The sequence below is a fragment of the Xenococcus sp. PCC 7305 genome (assembly GCF_000332055.1).
In the GTDB taxonomy this organism is placed as follows: Bacteria; Cyanobacteriota; Cyanobacteriia; order Cyanobacteriales; family Xenococcaceae; genus Xenococcus.
This window is the reverse complement of the sequence record NZ_ALVZ01000227.1, coordinates 1-20,095: the sequence shown is the minus strand read 5'-3', so window position 1 is coordinate 20,095 and position 20,095 is coordinate 1. Positions and strand designations below refer to the sequence as shown.

The window sequence follows — 20,095 nt, the reverse complement described above, 5'->3', positions numbered from 1 at the left end:
CGATAAAAATTAGAATTGGTGAATTATGAAATTTGCTAGGTTGTCATATTCTTCATCCATTTTCTTCATTAAGTCTTTTTGATTTCCAGCCCATGTACCTCTTCCAACATTTTCACGAGTAGGTCTGGTTTGCGCTAAGTACTTCAATGGGACATTTTGAACGATACTATCAGGTGCCATAACGTTTAAGTCTTCGATGCTAGCAACAGGCTCTTGGTCAATAAAATCAGGAACGGCAGAATAAGCTTTAATATTACTTAGTTTTGGAATCAATCTATCTTTAATTGAATCTTGGACTTTTTGAAATTGAGCCTGATCCGCACCAGTTTTTACGATCTCATCTAGTCCAGATTTTTTTCTTGTATCGAATCCATTGAATATCCAACCACCGAACTTAGGTTGCCCTTTAGCAGGAATAATTAAATCATATGAATTAGATTCTAAGTAACGACGTTTACCTTGTTCCCAATCTTCTATAAATCTTGGTAATACTTGTCCGATCAAGCCCACACAGTAAGCAGAAAACAGGTCGGGTGTACATGGAACTAGAAAATAATCTGACGAGTACAAAGCAGCACGAACTAATGTATTGAAAGATGGAGGTAAATCTATAAGCGCAAAATCATAATTTTTATCGAATTCTTTTTCAACAGTTTCAATCAAATTATATGGCATTAAAAACCTATATAAACCTGCTCCTCCAATGACATCTGTACCTACATTTAAAATATCAGAAAAGTTATTGAGCCAAAAATCACCAGGAACAATATCTAAGTTCTGATTAGCAGCATTTTTAGGGCTAGCAATATATGCTGTTCCAGAAGAACTTTGTTGAATATATGGTAAAGCAAATGCACGAATAGTTTTACCATAAGGTAATTGTCTAGAGCTTTCCAAAAAAGTTGAAAATTCCTTATCTCCAAGTGCTGCAATCGATAAGTTACACTGTGGATCAAAATCAATAGCTAAAACTTTCTTTCCTAATTCTGCTAAAGATGTAGCTAAATTCCATAGTATTGTAGTTTTCCCCACACCACCTTTGTTGTTAAAAAGCGCAATGATTTTTACCATAGGATTATTTTTTTTTCTTAACCAATAGGAAATTTGTCTTTGTTCAAAAACGGGACCAGATTTTAATTGTTTGACAGGAATAGGAAAGTCGCTATATCTTTTTCTCCAATTTCCAACTGCTGAGGGACTAACGCCAGCTATATTGGCTATTTCACATAGTCCTATTAAGCCATTTTCATTCATAAAATCGGTATATTAGATTGAACTTTTATATATTGTGAACTCTATTCACAGTAATGCCAATAATTTTGTGAACTCTATTCACAAAAATAAGAGATTCCCAACCAAAGGCGCAGAGAGAGCTATATATAGTCATTCCAATTAATTTACACATCGTGATAGATAAAGTCATAACGCATATTTTTCGTAGGGGCGATTCGCGAATCGCCCCTACATAATCGTATGTTTTTTATTTGGAATGACTATAGTTTTGAAGGGAAGGGCGATCGCACTATAAATACATTCAATCACCTTTTCAATAGTGATAGCGAGCTTGTAGAAAATAAACGCGATCTTGAATTGTGCTAGCAATTGTTAAACTCAGTTTAGCGATCGCATATCTAAGCTTGTAGAATGTTGATAATTTTTCTGGTAACTTCTGCTAATTTTTCTGATTTTAACTGACCTATTTTATAAATAATAATTTTGCTATCTGCGGTAAATATTCGATTTGGGCGATAAATATTCGATTTGGTCTGATGTTGCTATTTTTATTTAACCCACCATTACTAAAGTCCGCATTGGTAATAGCAACGGAATATAAATCATTGATGTTTTGACTAGTAATTTGGCAAAGAATCAGATCGTTGCCTGAAAGATTAGCAACGACTAAAGCGGGACGACGTTTTGTTTGAGTGAGATCGGAAAAGCGGTCAGACCCCGCGTCGCCGGCAGGCGCAAGGGAATGCTGACCAAGACAGGGAAAGGAAATCGCCTTTTACAAATCTTGCCATGCTTCATCTTCCTCTGGAGCAAGCCAATCTTGAGCAAGTGCGGCTTCTGACAATAAATTTGTTTCTAACTGTTCTACTTGAGGTGTATCCTGAACAGATTTAATAAATTCTAGAACTTTTGGTAATAAAGAGTTGGGGACTCGATCTAATTCCCTCACTATGATTTCTTTCTCGTTCATCGGTTTTTATATTATGGACAGCTTATATTTTAAATTTTAATGCTTAAGATATTTGTCAAGCAAAACACTGCAAATATATTCAATCACCTTTTTGATAGTGATAGCGAGCTTGCAGAAAATAAACGCGATCAGGCAGAGCCTGGCACTTCGTGATCGCTTTTTAGAACGTATTGAATATTCGAGAAATAGCCAATGCGTCTATTAAATACCTTTATAATTGAAAACATATTTCAGCTAATTGAGTAACCAATGAAATCCCTGCAAGATTATACGGTTGTCATTCGTCCCGACGATAACAATACTTTTGTGGCTTATGTACCTGCAATTGAAGGATGTCATGCTTGGGGAGAAACAGCCGCAGCAGCAAAAGCAGAATTAGATAATGTTTTTGACATGATATTAGAGGAATATCAAGAAATGGGACGTTCTCTTCCTCAAGATGTTGAATTAGTTATTCACAATGCCAGCTAAAGCCAAAGAATTAGAACGAGTTGCGAAAAAGCTTGGTTTCAAAAAAGTGGCGAGACCCCGCGTCGGCACAAGACGCAAGGGAATGCTCGCCAAGACAGAAAGGCTCTCATGCACGCTGGAAACATCCCGATGGTAGAGCAACTACTATTCCTATTCATGGTAAGGCTGAAATTGGTAGCTGGTTGTTTCAAGAAATACTCAAGCAAATGGGAATTACCGAAGAAGAATTTAATCGGCTTAAATAATATAGAGTGAGTTGGATTGTTTTGCAGGAAAAAGCAATCATATTACTTAAGTGTTGTAGTTTGAAAAATATAGCGATCTCGCTTTCTAACCAACTTAGGAATTAAACTATCTTGTACCATTGATTTAAATAGATTTAACCGCTACCCCAAAATATCCGTGAGCAAAACCAAAACAGACGATCTTTGTCAGGTAAGATGTTTCAACACTGAGTTAGTTACTCAACTTAGGGAAACTCTACCCTCAGAAGACACTTTAGAGGAAATGATTATTATCTTTGGTGCTTTAGCGGATCGATCGCGAGTTAAAATCCTTTATGCACTAAGAAACGGCGATGAGCTTTGTGTTTGCGATATTGCCGCGATGTTAAATGTTAAGATCGCTACTGCTTCTCATCATCTACGGAAAATGCGGGATTTAAAATTGCTTAAGTATCGTAATGATGGCAAACTCGCTTACTATTCTTTAAAAGATCGACGTGTAACCGATATTCTTAGCTATTCTTTGCAGGAGTTAGTTTAGCTCGTACCAAATATGTTTTAGCTTTTCCCAATTGCGATCGCTTTAATCCGCGATCGCATTATCCAAAAATCAAAAAAGCGATCGCACTTCCTCTTGCAGAAAAGCGATCGCCTGAAAACTAAAGATTGTAGATTCAGTAGTTCTATTTACCTTAAATTAGCCGTTATAGATAGCTTATTTACGCCTGCGTCCACTAGTTCCTTAACTTGTGACCAATAATTCTCAAATGATCCTTGATTGTATGTACAAATTGTATTAACATTTTTTCATGTTTGAATGGGACGATGCTAAGGCAAAGAAAAATGAAGCCAAGCACTCGATAAGCTTTATCTTTGCTACCAGAGCATTTGACGATAGCAATAGAATAACCTTTGTTGATAATCGCTTTGATTATGGGGAAGTTCGCTACATTACTTTGGCTCGTATAGACCAGCGCGTTTACGTTCTGGTTTATACCATCAGAGATTCTGTGATTCGTCTCATTTCAGCTAGAAAAGCTAATAGTAAAGAGGTTAAGCGCTATGACAACCGTTAGTTATACTCCAGACCCTAAGAAAAAACCTCAACTCACTGAAGAACAAGAGCGTAAATTAGCAGAGCTAAAGGATGAGGATATTGATTATTCTGATATTCCAGAACTAGATGATGATTTCTGGAAGAATGCTCAACCCGTCATGCCAGACTTGACTCAACCCGTTACCCTAAGAGTCAAACAATCAGTACTTCAATATTTTCAAGCTAATGGGAAAAAAGGCTATCAATCCAGAATGAATGCCGTACTAGAAAGCTACGTCAAAGCTCAACAAAAGATGGAACAAGAACAATCTTCTTGACTTGTTAACTAGAAAATCAGGATTCTTGTTCTTTTCATTGCCCCATTTCCTGATACGTCTTCAGAGTAATGAACTCATTACTCAAGAAGCGATCGCTTCTCTTCCATAAGATGTCTAATATACTTTTGAACGTTTGAAGGTTATCATGAATATTATTCAAACAATCATTTGAACGTTGTAACAAAAAAAATGGCAGAACATTGTTGTCAACATAAAGCAAAGGAATTAGAAAAACTGCAAAAACGCCAGAGTAAAGTGTTATGGATTATTTTGGTGATTAATGCGGTGATGTTTGTAGTCGAGTTTAGCGGAGGAATTAAAGCCGCTTCTTTGTCTCTAACGGGTGATTCCCTCGATATGCTGGGCGATGCGTTAGTTTATGGCTGTAGCCTTTACGTTATTACAAAAGGCAAAAAAGCTCAGGCGAGATCGGCAATACTCAAAGGGGGTATTATGTTTCTAACTGCGATCGCTGTATTTGCCAGAGCTAGTTATCAGCTATTTGCTCAAACCGTTCCCGCAGTTCAACTAATGAGTGAGATTGGTATTTTAGCTTTAGTCGCGAACTTAATCTGCTTTTTACTTTTGATTCGTCACCGTAATGACAATGTAAATATGTCTTCAGTTTGGTTGTGTTCCCGCAATGACATTATTGCCAATACGTCAGTGTTGCTAACGGCTGGATTGGTATTTGTAACCAACTCATTTTTGCCAGATTTCATTTTAGGGCTATTCCTCACTGTGGTTTTTGCTCAGTCCGCGGGAAAAGTTCTCACTCAGGCAAGAGCCGAATTGATTTAAAGGAGATAAAATGATAACGATTGTCGCACAATGACTAGCCATGAATAAAATTAGCCTCAAATTACTAGCTATTATTCCTTTATTCACTACTGTTTTGGCAATTCCCGCTCATGCTGAGGAATTAGTCTTTACTGCACCCGAAGTTCAAGAAGAGACTTGTTCTACGAATTCTCGCTTTAATAACCTAACTTGTGTTCGTCAAACTAGTGATCGTAATTCATCACCCTTAATCAATATTCCTCAAGGTTCAGACGAAGATTATCAGATGTATGAACTTACTGAAGCGGAAAGTGATGCTGCCGTGGCTTTGTATGGTTGTGATTGTCCAGTATGTATCAATGCATTAAGACAATTACAAAGTTAATCCACTATCTGTCTAAAATCTTGTTATAGATAGATTTCTCTTCACTAATAGCTATGACTACAGCAACCAATCAGACTCAACTTAACTCTAGTATTGGCGGGACCAAGAATGTTTACAACTGGAACTTTTTAGACCAACAATATCGAGTTGTTTACGAAACTATTGGCGAAGGAAAACCCATGCTGCTACTTCCCGCTTTTAGTACTGTTTCTAGTCGCACCGAGATGAAAGGTCTTGCCAATCTACTGGCTACAGAATATCAAGTGACAATTCTAGATTGGTTGGGGTTTGGCGAGTCTGAATGTCCCCCTGTAAATTATAATCCCACATTATTTCATCAGTTGTTGGGAGATATTATTAAATCTATTTTTGATAGTCCAATTATCTTAATTGCTGCGGGTCATGCTTCGGGATACGCTTTAAAATTTGCCCAGGATAACCCAGATATAATTTCTAAGCTGGCTTTAATTGCTCCTACTTGGCAAGGTCCGTTAAGAGTTATGGGTTTACCCGATCGCGTGAGAAATGGGGTTAACAATTTAGTGCGATCGCCAGTTGTCGGACAAGGTTTATACTATCTCAACACGACACCTTCTTTTCTGCGCTTCATGTATAAACGCCACGTCTATGTGGATGAGGGCAAACTAACTCCCGAATTTATCAACCGAAAACACCAAATTACCTCAAAACCTGGTGCGAGATATGGCCCAGCTGCTTTTGTCACTGGCGCGATCGATCCTGTAACGAATAGAGAGGAGTTTTTGCAACTTCTAGAATCTTTATCTATACCTGCATTGATAATTCTGGCAGAAAACGCCCCCCCGAAATCGAAAGCGGAAATGGAAGCAATGGCAAAGTTAGACAAGGTACAAACAGTTAGATTAACGGGAACCCTGGGGATTTATGAAGAATATCCCAAAGCGGCAGGAGAAGCGATTCAAAATTTTCTTCCTACTTAATCTAAACCCCAAATCAAATCAACATCATAACGACGAAATTGTCTGTCAGCACTCATTAGATGAAAATTTTCTGAGAGCGCACTAGCAATCAAGATACGGTCAAAGGGATCTCGATGATGCAACGGGAGTTGATAAACGATGAAAGTATGATAGTGTTTGACATCAAGAGGCGCAATCTTAAGACTCGCCATTCTGCTAGATATATACTTATCTGGCGTTTCGGGTAGTGGGAGTTTGCCTAAACCTGCTTTAATAGCAATCTCCCAAGAACTAGCAGCCGAAAGATAAAGTTGATTTTTCTTGCTTTTTAATAAAGATTTAGCCTTTTTTCCTAAGCGTTTTGGTTCTGCTAATGCCCAAAGAAAAATTTGTGTATCTAGTAAAATATTCAATCTAAATTACCTTCAAACGCCGGCAAAATATTTTCTGGTAAAGAGTCGTTGAAATTTTCGGGGACAGTAAATAATCCTTCATCTTGCCCTAAAATACGGTCTTGAAGCGGTTCTTCTACGGGAACGAGACGCACGATAGGTTTACCAGCTTTGGCAATAACTATATCTTCCCCTAAAACAGCGCGAGAAAGGAGTTGAGATAAATGGGTTTTGGCTTCGTGAATATTAACTTGTGCCATATCGCAATGTATAAACTAAGTTATTAGCTAAGTCTATTTTACCTCGGCAAGAAACGTGGTATTAGACTCTTACAATTAATTACATAGTTAATAAATTTTAAAGCTATTTTGTTTTTAAAATAATGAGATCGATTATCATTATTTAAAAGAGTTTAGAAATTAGATTATGGTAGCGACAACCAACAACACCGTCCCCGTGACCGTACTTACAGGTTATCTAGGTGCGGGAAAAACCACCCTCCTCAATCGCATCCTCACCTATGAACATGGGAAGAAAGTAGCAGTCATCGTAAACGAGTTTGGCGAAGTGGGGATTGATAATCAACTGATAATTGATGCCGATGAAGAAATCTTTGAAATGAATAACGGCTGTATTTGCTGTACAGTGCGGGGTGATTTGATTCGCATTATCGGTAACTTAATGAAGCGTCGTAACCAATTCGACCATTTGGTCATTGAAACTACTGGGTTGGCTGACCCTGCTCCGGTAATTCAAACCTTTTTTGTCGATGAAGACATGAAAAATAAGATTGCCTTGGATGCAGTAGTTACAGTAGTCGATGCTAAACATATTCAGCAACATTGGTCGGCGGAGGAAGCACAAGAACAAATTGCCTTTGCCGATGTGATTCTTCTTAATAAAACCGATCTTGTCAGTCCCCAAGAGTTGGATGACTTGGAAAGTAAAATTAAAGCCATGAACGGAATGGCAAAAATCTATCGCACCCAAAACTCTGAATTGTCGATGGATGCGTTGTTAGGAGTCCAGGCATTTGATCTAGACCGTGCTTTAGAAATTGATCCCGAATTTCTCAACGAAGATGCTCACGAACATGATGAGACAGTCAAATCTTTTGCCATAGTAGAATCTGGAGCCTTAGACGGACAAAAACTAAATGACTGGTTGAGTAACTTACTGCAAACTAAAGGGGTAGATATCTTTCGCATGAAAGGTATTTTAAATATTGCAGGAGAAAGCGATCGCCTTGTTTTCCAAGGAGTGCATATGCTGTTTGATGGCAAACCAGACCGCCCTTGGAAGGAAGGAGAGACCCGTAAGAACGAATTAGTCTTTATCGGTCGCAATCTGGATGAGGCAGAACTGAGAGAGGACTTTAAACAATGTTTGGTTTAGGCACGAAGGGAAAAGTCTTATTTCAGCAACAATGGCAGGATGCTCTTTCAGAATATGTCACCGCAGTTGCTTGGTCTTCCGATGGTTTATTAGCTGCTAGTTCGGCTGCGGGAGAAGTGATTGTATTGCAAGATGGCAGTTTAGTTAATTTATTACCTGCAGATATAGCTTCAATAGACTGTTTGGCTTTTTCTACTGATGGCAAGTTTTTAGCTGCTGGGGGACAGGATGGCAGGGTTAGAGTTTGGGCGATTTTCCCTAACTCTGTTCAAAAAGAAGTGAAATTAATCGCTACTCTAGATAATGCTCCGACCTGGGTCGATAAACTAGCTTGGAGTCCTAATTGTAACTATTTAGCCTTTAGTTTAGGGCGTTATGTGCAAATCTGGGATGCTGATAGTCAAACAGTGATAACGACTCTACCCTTTGCTAACTCTTCTGTTTTAGATTTAGCTTGGCGACCGAATGGAGAGAATCTTGCGATCGCGGGTAATGGGGGAGTAAAAATATGGTCTACTCAAGACTGGGATGATGAACCATATATTATTGATATGCCCTCAGCTAGTATTGTGACAGCTTGGTCTGGGGACAGTAAATATATTGCTTCTGGAAATTTAGATAATACCATTGCCGTTTTAGAATACGGAAGTCCCCATCCTTGGGTAATGCAGGGTTTTCCTGGTAAGATTTCTAATTTAACTTGGTCGCAACGATTATCAAACAAGGCACCTTTATTGGCAGCATCGAGCATCGAAGGAATTGCCGTTTGGAAAAAAGAAGCTAACGACAACGATGGTTGGAATGCTCGCGTTTTAGATTTACACGAGAGTAAGATTCAAGCTTTAGAGTTTCATCCCCATAGCTCATTACTCGCTTCTGCTGCGGATGATGGTTGGTTGGGTTTGTGGACAAAAGCCAAACAAGTAGGACAAATATTAGAAGGCGCGTCTCGTGGTTTTTCCTGTCTGGATTGGAGTCATGATGGCAAATGGTTGGCTGCTGGCGGTCAGGGTGGGGAGTTGATTATTTGGTCTGAGTCTAAGCGAGGGAAAGGTTTTGGTTGATTTGCGATCTCTGTATTTGCCTGTGCTACTTCTCGATTCAGAACTTTCTTGCGTGTAATTAGTTTTACTGGAACATTCGCGAGGGGTTCGCTCGTTCCTCGCGAAAATAATTAAAATATCAAAAAATCACCTGAAAAATCTTGTTAGACTTTGAACAAGAGTGGTTGACGTTGGCGAAAAAAGCACGAGGCAAGTTGTAATGAATACCGTGGTGTTGAATCTAGATCCAATTACTCATTTGACCGACGAAGAATTTTATCAATTATGTCTTGCGAATCGGGATTTAAGCCTGGAAATGAATGCAGCAGGAGAATTAGTGATTGTGCCACCAGTGGGAGGAGAAAGCGGTAATAGGGAGGCAGATTTGATTACAGATTTGAATATTTGGAATCGTCAAGCTAAATTAGGCAAAGTATTTAGTTCTTCAACTATTTTTGTTCTTCCTAATGGGGCAAAACGTTCTCCTGATGTTGCTTGGGTGAAATTAGATCGCTGGTCAGGATTAACCCCAGAACAACGTCAAAAATTTCCCCCTCTTGTGCCTGATTTTCTGATCGAACTGCGTTCGCAAACAGATCAGCTTAAGCGACTTCAAGAAAAGATGCAGGAATATATCGACAACGGTTTACCTTTAGGTTGGCTGATTAATCCTCAAGATGCCAAAGTAGAAATTTATCGATCGCGAAGCGCGGCGCTGGCGCGATCGCAAAAAGCTGTAGAAGTGATATCGATGCCCGCAATTATTTCTGGAGAGAATATTTTACCAGGCTTTGAATTGCAAGTATAACAGTAGGTTTAATTACGTGAGGATTTGAGTAGAGCGATCGCATTATGCATCGGCTTTAAAAATTTTAGGCGATCGCCACATTTTTTCTCTGCTATTAAAAACTAAGCAAGAAATCCAAAGTTTTTTGCACATTATGATAGAGCAAGTAACGATAAACTTTCGTCTTCATGAAATATTTTGATTGCGCTAAACTCTCGACGCAGCAAATTCTCTACTTGTAATGTCGAACAGTTTCCCAGTCGAAGCCAAATGACTTTTGGTGGATTGCCAAATACTAAGCTCAGATCGTGCATATCAGCATCTTTCGAGACAATCATCAAATCATTGTCTTTTGCATAATCCCAAACTATTGGGTCAATTGTTGCTTTCATAGCCACATCTCGAACGTGAAGCGAGTTTGGGAAAAGATCGTTTAAACGACTCGACAATTTAGGCGATAAGTTTTCATCAAACAATAATTTCATGCAGATAAGGTCGCGGTCATAAATCGACGTTCACGGTCGGCAGCATAAGCAATACAGGCTTTTAAGTCTTCTCTTGTCAGGTCAGGAAAATCATCGAGAATTTCTGCTTCACTCATCTCGGAAGCTAGGTATTCCAGCACTTCATATACCGTAATTCGCAAACCACGTACACAAGGCTTACCACCACGTTTATTTGGTTCGACCGTGATGTAGTTTCTATAATTCATAATTGAAATTCTTATTATTCTGTTTCTGCTATTTACACATTTAGTTTATCAGTAGGTTTTATCGTTTTGTATGCGATCGCACTTTGTATCTACTTTCCAAAACTAATGCGATCGCTTTTCTAGCTTCCTTACCAGTCTTGTTCCATCGCATTATGCATCGGCTTGAAATATCTTCGGCGATCGCAATCAATTTTAAGCTTGTTCCTGCAATTAATTGTGCTCACAATAAGAAATTTAAAATCTATTAACTTAAATTAAGTCCAGGTGGCTTTAGGATTTAAATCCATGATTCGTAATATCCAATAAGGATAAAATTATGCTACTTTTAGGTGGGATTGTTTTATCTACTCAAAGTTATGGCTCAGAAAATTAGTATCACCCTGGAAGAAAATCTTTTGGCTTATATTGATTCACAAACTCAAAATAGAAGTAAATTTATTAACGAAATTTTAGCCAAATCCTGTAAAGAGCAAAAGTTGCAAGAGCTTAGGGATGCTTACATAAAACAGGCTCAAGATGAAGATGAACAAAAAGAAATCGAACTTTGGGACTCTACTTCAGGAGATAATCTAGAAAATGAAGCAGATTAAAAGAGGCGAAATTTGGTATGTGAATCTAGATCCAACTGTAGGAGACGAAGCCAATAAACAAAGACCTTGCTTAATCATTCAAAATAATTTAGGTAATTTACACTCTCGAAAAACAATAGTCGTTCCTTTTCTCAAGCCTAATAAGTATCCGTTTGTTGTTATTGTTAAAGCCTCAAAAACAAACAACTTAGATCGTGACAAAGGTTTAGATTTGTCTCATATTCGTTCAATCTCTCAATCTAGGATAGCTAATAAGCTAGGCGAACTCGAAGATATGTACTGGGAAAAAATTAAAAAAGCTGTCTTAATTCAAATTGGTTTTGATGAAATGTTTGATTGAGAATATATATTGTGATTGCTCTTCTAACTTCCTTACAAATCTTGTGCGATCGCATTTTGTCTCTGCTTGGAATATCTCGGGGGATCTCTATTGTGAATTGCTTAACAAAAAGCCTGCACTCTGAAAGTAAATTATTGACTAATAAACTTGATCATGATTGCCAATATCAATTAAAACAACGTTTTCTTCATCTTTAAAGTAAAAGATAATTCGTTGGTCATACTCAACGCTAAAGCTCCATAAGTCTTTCAGTTTTCCCGATAACTTATGAGTTCTCAGGCTTGGATCGAAAGGGTTATTCGTAAATACCTCTAATTTTGTCCAAAATCTAGATTCTAACTTTGTATTGCCTTTAATTTTCTTTTTAAATATTCGCCGAAAAGATGAACTAAAGCTAACTTTAATCATCAATTTTCCATCAATTGTTTTAATTCATCAATGTCTGAAGAAAAATTTAATTCTCTTTTTTTCTCTTCACTAATGCTTTTTTGATAATTGTCATATATCTCTTCCCGTCGCTCTTCACGGAGATATTGAGACAGTAAAACTTGGATTTCCTGCTTTTCTTCTAATGAAAGGTTTTTAATTATTTCTACTACATCGCTAAAGCTCATAATTTAATTGTTACATATTTAATTTTGTTAGATTATAGCTTTTTTACGGCTTTCATAAATTTAATGAGCTTAGGCGTAGCGCGATCGCATAATGCATCGGCTTTAAAAATTTCAGGCGATCGCTGTTGCTGGCTAAACTTCTATTATTTCTTCCTAAGAATTTTGTCGTATTCGGCGTGCGATCCGATCCAAAACCAAACTATTTTATCTTCATTTGCTTTTACTACTCCCAAAGCCCGCCATCCAATGCCTACTCTGACTGACCAAATATTGCCTTTCGATTTAATTTCTTTAAATTCTAGACTGGGATGAAATGGATTGTATTGCCAAAGTTCATAATTTTTCTTAGCAGTTTCTTTTACCCTTTGAGGTAATGCTATGAATAACTTTCTAAAACTTTTTGTTCTGGATGAGCGCACTATTCCTCACCAAAGCCTTTTTCTTCAGTTTTACCCTCTAGATCTTCAATCAATGCTCTTTGAGCTATTTCTTCGAGAACATCCAGATCGACATCGGAATCAGATAAGCTTTCTTGCCATTTCAACTCATTTTCAACATCTTCGAGTAATTGTTGTGCAAGCTCATCTTGGAGAGAGTTTGAGAGCTTTTGTGCTTTCTTAAATGCTTGTTCTAATAATTCAGTCATAGATTATTTTTTATTTTCTTATCCCTTATTATTTATTATTTTAACTTTATGATCGCTCCTTATATCGACTTTGCAAAACTAATGCGATCTCATAATGCATCGGCTTTAAAAATTTCAGGCGATCTCTATTGTGAATTATTTTACAAAAAGCATGTACTCTGAAAGTAAATATTGACTAATAAACTTCATCATGATTGCCAATATCAATAAAAACAACGTTTTCCTCATCTGTAAAGTAAAATAAAACCCGTTGGTCATACTCCACGCTAAAGCTCCATAAGTCTTTCAGTTTTCCCGACAACTTATGAGTTCTCAGGCTTGGATCGAAAGGATTATTAGTAAATACCTCTAGTTTTGCCCAAAATCTAGATTCTAATTTTGTATTGCCTTTAATTCTCTTTTTAAATGCTCGTCGAAAGGATGAACTAAAGCTAACTTTAATCATTAATTTTCTATTAATTGTTTTAATTCATCAATATCTGAAGAAAAATTTAATTCGCCTTGTTGCTCTTCACTAATGCTTTTTTGATAATTGTTATATATTTCTTCTCGTCGTTCTTCACGGAGAGATTGAGACAATAAAGCTTGGATTTCCTGCTTTTCTTCTAATGAAAGGTTTTTAATTGTTTCTACTACATCGCTAAAGCTCATAATTTGATTGTTATATCTCTGATTTTGTTAGATTATAGCTTTGTTATGGCATTTCATGATTCGATTATTTAGGCAAAAGGCGATCGCTCTTTATCTCGACTTTGCAAAATTAATGCGATTGCTTTTTGAACTGCTGAAAATATCTCAGATCAGATGTGCTTGTTAGGGTTTTTATATTTCATATTTGTCACACCAATTACAGATCAAATCAGGCATTAAACTTCTGAGCGATTCAAAACTCGATTTTGGAGCAAATCTTGCGCACGATAAATAATTTAATTTTGGTAAGGATGCCAAATAGTCTAGATTTTTATCTGTCAATTGAACTGAGCTTAGAAATATTGCTTGGAGAGACTTCAGGTTAGACAAAGGTTCAAGGGAAGAAATTTTTTGTTTGTTATACATACTGCCTTCAATGCCTATAGTTTCCAGCGGTTGCATGCTGCCTAAAAAATCAAGATCGCTTAGATGCTTGGTGTTTTCAATGAATAGTTTGCGTAAAGAAGTAATTTTGGTCAACACTGATAAGTCCCTGGCATTTCGCAATCCGTAGATCTTTAGGTATCTGATGTGAGACAAATTTAAGAGAGGACTTATATCTGGCGCCGTTACAACTTCCATTTCCAAATAATTTAACGAGTCGAGTTCACAAATTTCGTTGAGAAAATCTTGATTCACTTGTTTGGCCAGTAGTTCCTTTGTGGCTTTTAGCTTTTTGAGGCCTTTGTGGGATTTCTTCTTACGATAAAAGTGAAGTTTTTCAGCGTTAGGATGAATCTCCGAAATTATCGTTTTGCATTCTGGCCAACTTCGCCACTCACGATATTTTTTGTTTAGATCCACTATGAGAAAAATCTAACTAGTTTTTATACGGAAAGCAGCTGAATAGCTACCTTCTATGGGATAAATTATAAATGCTTGTGCAACTTTAGTCTGTTGCTCAGTGTAATACCGAACAGCATCAGTATATTCAGTTAGCGCTTCAGGATGAAAGACATACTTCACGGCTCAATCATACGTCTAACTTGGGCCAACGCCTCATCTCCTGGAATTACTTGTACAGAACCATCCCGAACTTCATCTCGTCGTTTTTTCGCTTCAATTACCCAAATTGACTGAATTGCCGAATCAGTATCAAATTCTAAGCTCTCTACCAATTTGTCTGCAAGAATTGCCCTTGAAGCACTAGGCAAGGATAATATTTCCTCTGTCAGTTGCTCGATTGACCGCATAGTTTCCCCACAGAAAGATAAACTTTAGACATACTATATTATTCTATCAACCCTGCCGACACCATAAAGCCACAGCTAAAAACCCAAATAGTTGAACCAAAACAATACTTGGCCCACTAGGCAGATCGATCGCGCCAGAGATAATCATTCCCATTACTCCACTCAACGCACCTATCCCCGCAGCAGTAGCTAAAAATGGTACAAATTGCTGGCAAACTAATCTGGCACTCGCAGCAGGAATCACGAGAAAGCCATTAAGAAGCAAGATCCCAACAGCGCGAATAGTCAGCGCAATAGTAATTGCTAAAAGAACGATAAAAAAATAACGATGGTTTTGAACAGATACACCTTTAACTAAAGCTAAATCGCTGTTAAGGGTCAGCAAAATTTGCTCTGGCAAACTAATAGCTAACCAAACCAAAGTTATAACTAAGAGTAATAATAATAAAATTAAATCTGTATTACTAATAGCCAAAATATCTCCAAACAAAATCGATAATAGATTACCTCGATATCCTTTTAAATAACTAAAAACAATCGTCCCTAAAGCAACCGAACCCGATAAGGCAATACACAAAACCGTATCACTGCCTAGATTGGTTCTGTCGATTAGATAAATTACTCCTAAACCAAAAGCAACGGTAAAACCGATTAATGACCAAGTAGCGGGAAGTTCTAACAAGGCAGCCAAAACTACTCCTAGCATTGCCGAATGCCCTACGGTATCACCAAATAAAGAGAGACGACGTAGTATGAGAAAACTGCCCAAAATTCCCCCTAAAATACCCAACAGCACGCCACCTATTACTGCTCGCTGCATAAAAGGTAAACTAAAAAGACTCAGGAAGTCGGCTAGGTTCATGATGATGACAAGTGGGGCTAACTAAAGATCCGTATATATGTAAAAGATTTTCTGGTGTGAGAATAGTGGAGGGAGCACCTTGGTAGAGTAACCGACGGTTTAAACAGATAACTGAGTCACAATGTTTGCTAACTAAATCTAGATCGTGGGAAACTTCCAAAATTGTCCAATTATGTTCCTGTTTGAGATTATTGAGCAAAGCAGCAAATTCTATTTCTCCGGTAGCATCCACTCCCGCTAAAGCTTCATCTAGAACTAATAGACGACGGGGACTAACTAAACAATAAGCCAATAAAAGTCGTTTTAGTTCTCCTCCGCTAAGAGTACCAATTTGTTGACGAGCTTGTTTCGTTAGATTCACTTTTTCCAATGCTTGGTAAATTGTTTCTTTTTTTCTTTTTCTGGAGTACCACAACTCTTTGCTATTTAATCCTAAAGCCACAAACTCCATTACTGTTAAAGGGAAAGTGCGATCAAAGAGAAATTTTTGGGGAATATAACCAATATCTTGCCTTAATGTTTCTAGCTGTTTGCCAGTAGAGTCAAATAACTTAATCTCCCCTGATTGCGTTTCAATTAATCCCAAGATAGTCTTAATTAAGGTACTTTTACCCGCACCATTACGACCAATAATCGCTGTGTGAGTACCGGTTAGCAATTCAAAAGAGACATTTTCTACTGCTAAATACTCTCCAAACATCACCGATAGATTTCTAACTTGAACAATAGCTTGGGTAAGAGATAAGTTTTGCGGCATCAAATTTAGTTGCTTAAAAAGATAAGATTAGGAGGCTAAAAATTCAGCGTTGATCATTTATCGGTTGCTTGAGCATTATTTAATATTTAATGTTCAATGGTCAATGATTTATTGGCATCCTCTCTCTAAAGCTTCCAAATTCTGTCGCATAGTTTGAAAATAATATTGGGGATCGGTTTCTCCTGACTCTAGAGGATCGATTTCTTCTAGTGGTAGATTTAAATCGCTGGATATCTGTTGAATACGTTGGTCTTCTATTCCAGGTTCGGTGAATAAAGCTTTGACTTCATATTTTTTAGCTGCTTTTTGTACTCGTCGAATATCTTTCGGTGTCATGCTATCTTCAGGAATCTCGATGATTGCTTCTTGTTCAAGTCCATAGCGTTGCGCTAAGTAGGGAAAAGCATCATGAAAAGTAATAAATTTACAACCTTTTACTGGTGCTAGTCTTTGCTGAAATTCATTGTCTAGCTGTTGCAATTGTTGAATGTAAGAATCGGCATTGCTACTATAAATGTCGGCGTTATCAGGGTTAATTTCAATTAACGCATCCTTAATATTAGCTACTTGTTGTTGTGCCAAAACTGGGTCTAACCAGACATGGGGATTTCCTTCTTCATGATGATGTCCATGATGTCCGTGCTCGTCGTGATGTCCATGTTCTCCCTCATGATGCCCATGTTCGTCTTCCTCTTCTCCTTCTATTACTTCGATTCCCTTACTAGCATCAATTTGCTGTAAACCAGAATTCCCTGCATTGGCTACTAAGGCTGATAAGAATTCTTCCATCCCCAAGCCATTTTCTACCAACACATCTGCTTGTGCTAACAGTTTGGCATCTGCAGGCGTGGCTTGATAGTCATGGACTTCCGTTCCAGGAGAAATCAAAATCTCTACATCTGCTGTATCTCCTACGACAGCTTTGGTGAACAGATGAATTGGCAGAAAAGTTGTGACAATCTTGGGGCTAGGATTATCTTGGGCTGTGGTTGCGGGAATAAGCGCTACAGTATTCAGACAGGTCAAGATTGCCATTAGAGAACCTTTTAAAGAGTCAATTCTGGAATTTTTTAATAAATGGGATGACATATTATGACTATGACAATGAACATTCAAGTTTAAATCTAATGATAATCATTATCATAGACTGAAATGGAAAATTTTGAGTTGCTGGAGCTATAACCTTTACTTCAGTGATGAGCTGCTTTGTAAAGTTTTATCAAGATACTACGAGGACAAACTCATAATGAGTATGATTAAGAATATAAACTCATAACGAGTATGAATTAGCAGAATAAGCTCATGAAGAAAATTAGTTTTCTTTAAACCATTTCATTCATCTATTTTGAATTCAGACAAAACCCTCAAAATCACACTAAGAAATAAAAAATATTATGAGTAACGAAGGCAAATGTCCGTTTATGGGCGGTACTCAAAAATTTACAGCAGGACGCGGCACCTCAAACCGTGAATGGTGGCCGAATCTATTAAATTTACAGATACTTCATCAACACTCCTCCAAGTCGAATCCTATGGATGAGTCATTCAACTACGCTGAAGCTTTCAAGAGCCTTGATTTAATTGCGGTAAAAAGAGATATCCTTGATCTAATGACCAGTTCTCAAGATTGGTGGCCAGCCGATTACGGTCACTATGGCCCACTGTTTATTCGAATGGCTTGGCATAGTGCGGGTACGTATCGCATTAGTGACGGACGTGGCGGTGCTGCGACAGGGAACCAACGCTTTGCACCTCTTAATAGTTGGCCTGATAATGGAAATCTTGATAAGGCTCGCAGATTATTATGGCCGATTAAACAGAAATATGGCAGAAAAATTTCTTGGGCTGACCTAATGATTCTTGCTGGGAACTGTGCTCTAGAATCAATGGGCTTTCAGACATTTGGCTTTGCCGGTGGACGAGAGGATATTTGGGAACCAGAAGAAGATATTTATTGGGGTTCCGAGACCGAATGGCTTGGTGACAAACGCTATAGTGGCGATCGCGAGCTAGAAGATCCCCTTGGTGCAGTTCAAATGGGTCTTATTTATGTAAATCCAGAAGGCCCTAATGGAAAACCAGATCCCATCGCCTCTGGTCGAGATATTCGTGAAACATTTGGACGAATGGCGATGAACGATGAAGAGACTGTTGCTCTTGTAGCTGGTGGTCATACCTTCGGCAAATGCCACGGTGCTGGCGACGCCTCACTTGTTGGTCGTGAACCCGAAGGTTCTGAGATTGAACAACAAGGTCTTGGTTGGAAGAATAGCTTTGGCACAGGGGTTGGCGTTCACGCTATTACTAGTGGTATCGAAGGTGCCTGGACAAACAATCCTGTGAAATGGGACAACAACTATTTTGAAAATTTGTTTAATTATGAATGGGAGTTAACAAAAAGCCCTGCCGGAGCTCATCAATGGATACCTGCGGGTGGAGCTGCTGCTGATGCGGTTCCCGATGCCCATGATTCATCTAGACGGCATACACCTATCATGACCACAGCAGATATGGCCATGAAAATGGACCCCATTTATGAGCCTATTGCACGACGTTTCTTTGAGCATCCAGAACAGTTTGCAGATACTTTTGCTCGTGCTTGGTTTAAGCTAACTCACCGAGATATGGGCCCTCGTGCTTGCTATCTAGGATCTGAAGCGCCAACAGAAGAGCTTTTATGGCAAGATCCGGTTCCTGAAGTGAACCATGAACTTATTGATGAGCAGGATATCGACGCTCTGAAGCAGCAGATTCTTGCCTCAAGTTTATCGGTTTCCCAACTGGTTGCAACCGCTTGGGCATCAGCTTCTACTTTCCGTGGTTCTGATAAGCGTGGTGGCGCCAACGGGGCGCGGATTCGTCTAGCGCCGCAGAAAGATTGGGATGTCAACCAGCCAGAACAATTAACAATTGTGTTGCAGACATTAGAAGCAATTCAAAGAACCTTCAATGATGGGCAATCTGGGAATAAAAGAGTTTCACTAGCTGACATTATTGTTTTAGGTGGATGTGCTGGGGTTGAACAAGCGGCGAAAAATGCTGGTTGGGATAACATTAAAGTTTCTTTCCAGCCTGGTCGTACAGATGCATCTCAGGCGCAAACAGATGTAGCTTCCTTCGCTGTTCTTGAACCTAAAGTCGATGGGTTTCGTAACTATATCAAAGGCAATCATAATATACCCGCAGAGAAATTCTTAGTAGACCAAGCACAATTGCTCACTTTAAGTGCTCCTGAGATGACTGTTCTTATAGGTGGGATGAGGGTTTTAAACGCCAATACGAGACAAATTCAACATGGCATTTTCACTAAAAGACCAGAGACATTAACTAATGACTTCTTTGTGAATCTGCTTGATATGGGTACAGAATGGAAACCTATCTCCGAAGCTAATGATTTGTTTGAAGGGCGCGATCGCATTACAGGTGAATTTAAATGGATGGGAACTCGTGTAGACCTTGTCTTTGGGTCCAACGCTCAGCTTAGAGCGATCGCTGAAGTCTATGGAAGCGAAGATGCACAAGAACAGTTTGTTAATGATTTTGTGGCTGCATGGAACAAAGTAATGAATCTTGATCGCTTTGATCTAAGGCGTTGCTGAATCCAGAGATGAATTCGTTTCGCGCAAAGGCGCAAAGACGCAAAGAAAGAAGCAAAGAAGATTAGTCCAAAATTCTTTCATGTTTTAAATCAGCAACGCC

The 20,095-nt window shown here is 38.4% G+C and carries 30 protein-coding genes and 2 pseudogenes; 14 read left to right on the top strand and 18 right to left on the bottom strand.

All coding sequences use genetic code 11. From position 1 onward, the window contains the following. Positions 1–9 precede the first annotated feature (9 nt). From XEN7305_RS22840 to XEN7305_RS22835, 3 genes and pseudogenes are all read right to left on the bottom strand, one after another. Positions 10–1,254, bottom strand: a complete 1,245-nt coding sequence (locus tag XEN7305_RS22840; protein WP_006511902.1) for a ParA family protein — start codon at positions 1,252–1,254, stop codon at positions 10–12. A 377-nt stretch (positions 1,255–1,631) separates the two neighbouring features. Then, positions 1,632–1,939 (bottom strand): annotated as a pseudogene (locus XEN7305_RS30420) (type II toxin-antitoxin system PemK/MazF family toxin); the annotation flags it as partial. 69 nt (positions 1,940–2,008) lie between these two features. After that, complete coding sequence (locus XEN7305_RS22835) at positions 2,009–2,203, bottom strand: hypothetical protein (RefSeq protein WP_006511901.1); 195 nt, start codon at positions 2,201–2,203, stop codon at positions 2,009–2,011. Between the two features lie 249 nt (positions 2,204–2,452). Here XEN7305_RS22835 and XEN7305_RS22830 point away from each other — a divergent pair, with 249 nt between their 5' ends. From XEN7305_RS22830 to XEN7305_RS22795, 8 genes and pseudogenes are all read left to right on the top strand, one after another. After that, on the top strand, positions 2,453–2,674 hold the full coding sequence (locus XEN7305_RS22830) for a type II toxin-antitoxin system HicB family antitoxin (protein WP_006511900.1): 222 nt from the start codon (positions 2,453–2,455) through the stop codon (positions 2,672–2,674). Next, positions 2,664–2,919: pseudogene (locus XEN7305_RS22825) on the top strand (type II toxin-antitoxin system HicA family toxin). The gene XEN7305_RS22830 and the pseudogene XEN7305_RS22825 overlap by 11 nt, the downstream one beginning before the upstream one ends. Positions 2,920–3,076: 157 nt before the next feature. Further along, positions 3,077–3,439: a metalloregulator ArsR/SmtB family transcription factor gene (locus XEN7305_RS22820; RefSeq protein WP_006511899.1), complete on the top strand. Its 363-nt coding sequence runs from the start codon at positions 3,077–3,079 to the stop codon at positions 3,437–3,439. A 268-nt stretch (positions 3,440–3,707) separates the two neighbouring features. Beyond that, positions 3,708–3,974, top strand: coding sequence for a BrnT family toxin (locus XEN7305_RS22815; RefSeq protein WP_006511898.1), 267 nt, complete (start codon positions 3,708–3,710; stop codon positions 3,972–3,974). Continuing rightward, positions 3,961–4,272 (top strand): BrnA antitoxin family protein, encoded by a 312-nt coding sequence (locus XEN7305_RS22810; protein WP_006511897.1) that lies wholly within the window; start codon positions 3,961–3,963, stop codon positions 4,270–4,272. Before XEN7305_RS22815 ends, XEN7305_RS22810 begins: the two co-directional genes overlap by 14 nt. Before the next feature lie 189 nt (positions 4,273–4,461). After that, positions 4,462–5,073 (top strand): cation transporter, encoded by a 612-nt coding sequence (locus XEN7305_RS22805; protein ID WP_006511896.1) that lies wholly within the window; start codon positions 4,462–4,464, stop codon positions 5,071–5,073. Positions 5,074–5,113: 40 nt separating this feature from the next. After that, positions 5,114–5,437: a hypothetical protein gene (locus XEN7305_RS22800; RefSeq protein WP_006511895.1), complete on the top strand. Its 324-nt coding sequence runs from the start codon at positions 5,114–5,116 to the stop codon at positions 5,435–5,437. A gap of 53 nt (positions 5,438–5,490) precedes the next feature. Further along, the gene (locus tag XEN7305_RS22795) at positions 5,491–6,396 is read left to right on the top strand and encodes an alpha/beta fold hydrolase (protein ID WP_006511894.1); all 906 of its coding nucleotides are present in this window, start codon (positions 5,491–5,493) and stop codon (positions 6,394–6,396) included. Here the strand turns inward: XEN7305_RS22795 and XEN7305_RS22790 are convergent. Continuing rightward, positions 6,393–6,788 (bottom strand): type II toxin-antitoxin system VapC family toxin, encoded by a 396-nt coding sequence (locus XEN7305_RS22790; RefSeq protein ID WP_006511893.1) that lies wholly within the window; start codon positions 6,786–6,788, stop codon positions 6,393–6,395. The genes XEN7305_RS22795 and XEN7305_RS22790 overlap by 4 nt on opposite strands. After that, complete coding sequence (locus tag XEN7305_RS22785; protein WP_006511892.1) at positions 6,785–7,027, bottom strand: type II toxin-antitoxin system Phd/YefM family antitoxin; 243 nt, start codon at positions 7,025–7,027, stop codon at positions 6,785–6,787. Before XEN7305_RS22785 ends, XEN7305_RS22790 begins: the two co-directional genes overlap by 4 nt. A gap of 166 nt (positions 7,028–7,193) precedes the next feature. On the opposite strand from XEN7305_RS22785, the gene XEN7305_RS22780 reads away from it, so the two are divergent. The 3 genes from XEN7305_RS22780 (at position 7,194) to XEN7305_RS22770 (ending at position 10,013) form a co-directional block, all read left to right on the top strand. Then, a complete protein-coding gene (locus XEN7305_RS22780; RefSeq protein WP_006511891.1) occupies positions 7,194–8,162 on the top strand; it encodes a GTP-binding protein in 969 nt (322 codons plus the stop codon). Next, positions 8,150–9,226 carry a WD40 repeat domain-containing protein gene (locus XEN7305_RS22775; RefSeq protein WP_006511890.1) on the top strand — a complete coding sequence of 359 codons (1,077 nt, stop codon included), beginning with the start codon at positions 8,150–8,152 and terminating at the stop codon, positions 9,224–9,226. The genes XEN7305_RS22780 and XEN7305_RS22775 overlap by 13 nt, the downstream gene beginning before the upstream one ends. 199 nt (positions 9,227–9,425) lie before the next feature. Further along, positions 9,426–10,013, top strand: a complete 588-nt coding sequence (locus tag XEN7305_RS22770; protein WP_006511889.1) for a Uma2 family endonuclease — start codon at positions 9,426–9,428, stop codon at positions 10,011–10,013. Positions 10,014–10,144: 131 nt separating this feature from the next. On the opposite strand, the gene XEN7305_RS22765 is transcribed toward XEN7305_RS22770, so the two are convergent. Beyond that, positions 10,145–10,477, bottom strand: coding sequence for a DUF5615 family PIN-like protein (locus tag XEN7305_RS22765; RefSeq protein WP_006511888.1), 333 nt, complete (start codon positions 10,475–10,477; stop codon positions 10,145–10,147). Further along, positions 10,474–10,704, bottom strand: a complete 231-nt coding sequence (locus tag XEN7305_RS22760; RefSeq protein WP_006511887.1) for a DUF433 domain-containing protein — start codon at positions 10,702–10,704, stop codon at positions 10,474–10,476. Before XEN7305_RS22760 ends, XEN7305_RS22765 begins: the two co-directional genes overlap by 4 nt. Before the next feature lie 356 nt (positions 10,705–11,060). On the opposite strand from XEN7305_RS22760, the gene XEN7305_RS22755 reads away from it, so the two are divergent. Together XEN7305_RS22755 and XEN7305_RS22750 are read left to right on the top strand one after the other, a co-directional pair. Next, complete coding sequence (locus XEN7305_RS22755; RefSeq protein WP_040899281.1) at positions 11,061–11,294, top strand: hypothetical protein; 234 nt, start codon at positions 11,061–11,063, stop codon at positions 11,292–11,294. Beyond that, positions 11,281–11,634 carry a type II toxin-antitoxin system PemK/MazF family toxin gene (locus XEN7305_RS22750; protein WP_006511885.1) on the top strand — a complete coding sequence of 118 codons (354 nt, stop codon included), beginning with the start codon at positions 11,281–11,283 and terminating at the stop codon, positions 11,632–11,634. The genes XEN7305_RS22755 and XEN7305_RS22750 overlap by 14 nt, the downstream gene beginning before the upstream one ends. A 138-nt stretch (positions 11,635–11,772) precedes the next feature. On the opposite strand, the gene XEN7305_RS22745 is transcribed toward XEN7305_RS22750, so the two are convergent. The 11 genes from XEN7305_RS22745 to XEN7305_RS22695 form a co-directional block, all read right to left on the bottom strand. Then, positions 11,773–12,042, bottom strand: coding sequence for a type II toxin-antitoxin system mRNA interferase toxin, RelE/StbE family (locus tag XEN7305_RS22745; protein ID WP_006511884.1), 270 nt, complete (start codon positions 12,040–12,042; stop codon positions 11,773–11,775). Next, positions 12,042–12,248, bottom strand: coding sequence for a hypothetical protein (locus XEN7305_RS22740; protein ID WP_006511883.1), 207 nt, complete (start codon positions 12,246–12,248; stop codon positions 12,042–12,044). Before XEN7305_RS22740 ends, XEN7305_RS22745 begins: the two co-directional genes overlap by 1 nt. A gap of 143 nt (positions 12,249–12,391) precedes the next feature. Further along, positions 12,392–12,667: a hypothetical protein gene (locus XEN7305_RS30415; RefSeq protein ID WP_040899276.1), complete on the bottom strand. Its 276-nt coding sequence runs from the start codon at positions 12,665–12,667 to the stop codon at positions 12,392–12,394. Continuing rightward, positions 12,667–12,894 (bottom strand): hypothetical protein, encoded by a 228-nt coding sequence (locus XEN7305_RS22730; protein ID WP_006511882.1) that lies wholly within the window; start codon positions 12,892–12,894, stop codon positions 12,667–12,669. The genes XEN7305_RS30415 and XEN7305_RS22730 overlap by 1 nt, the downstream gene beginning before the upstream one ends. A 175-nt stretch (positions 12,895–13,069) precedes the next feature. Continuing rightward, on the bottom strand, positions 13,070–13,336 hold the full coding sequence (locus tag XEN7305_RS22725; protein WP_040899304.1) for a type II toxin-antitoxin system YafQ family toxin: 267 nt from the start codon (positions 13,334–13,336) through the stop codon (positions 13,070–13,072). Positions 13,337–13,338: 2 nt separating this feature from the next. After that, on the bottom strand, positions 13,339–13,545 hold the full coding sequence (locus XEN7305_RS22720) for a hypothetical protein (RefSeq protein WP_006511880.1): 207 nt from the start codon (positions 13,543–13,545) through the stop codon (positions 13,339–13,341). Between the two features lie 171 nt (positions 13,546–13,716). Then, positions 13,717–14,388 (bottom strand): hypothetical protein, encoded by a 672-nt coding sequence (locus tag XEN7305_RS22715; RefSeq protein ID WP_006511879.1) that lies wholly within the window; start codon positions 14,386–14,388, stop codon positions 13,717–13,719. Between the two features lie 158 nt (positions 14,389–14,546). Next, on the bottom strand, positions 14,547–14,777 hold the full coding sequence (locus XEN7305_RS22710; protein ID WP_006511877.1) for an addiction module protein: 231 nt from the start codon (positions 14,775–14,777) through the stop codon (positions 14,547–14,549). A gap of 46 nt (positions 14,778–14,823) precedes the next feature. Beyond that, positions 14,824–15,639, bottom strand: coding sequence for a metal ABC transporter permease (locus XEN7305_RS22705; protein WP_006511876.1), 816 nt, complete (start codon positions 15,637–15,639; stop codon positions 14,824–14,826). Continuing rightward, entirely contained in the window at positions 15,608–16,396 is a 789-nt protein-coding gene (locus tag XEN7305_RS22700; protein WP_006511875.1) for a metal ABC transporter ATP-binding protein, read from the bottom strand. The genes XEN7305_RS22705 and XEN7305_RS22700 overlap by 32 nt, the downstream gene beginning before the upstream one ends. Positions 16,397–16,504: 108 nt before the next feature. Beyond that, positions 16,505–17,485, bottom strand: a complete 981-nt coding sequence (locus XEN7305_RS22695; protein ID WP_006511874.1) for a metal ABC transporter solute-binding protein, Zn/Mn family — start codon at positions 17,483–17,485, stop codon at positions 16,505–16,507. Positions 17,486–17,790: 305 nt separating this feature from the next. Between XEN7305_RS22695 and katG the strand changes: the two genes are divergently transcribed. Continuing rightward, positions 17,791–19,995 carry a catalase/peroxidase HPI gene (gene katG, locus XEN7305_RS22690; protein WP_006511873.1) on the top strand — a complete coding sequence of 735 codons (2,205 nt, stop codon included), beginning with the start codon at positions 17,791–17,793 and terminating at the stop codon, positions 19,993–19,995. The last annotated feature ends 100 nt before the right edge of the window (positions 19,996–20,095 follow it).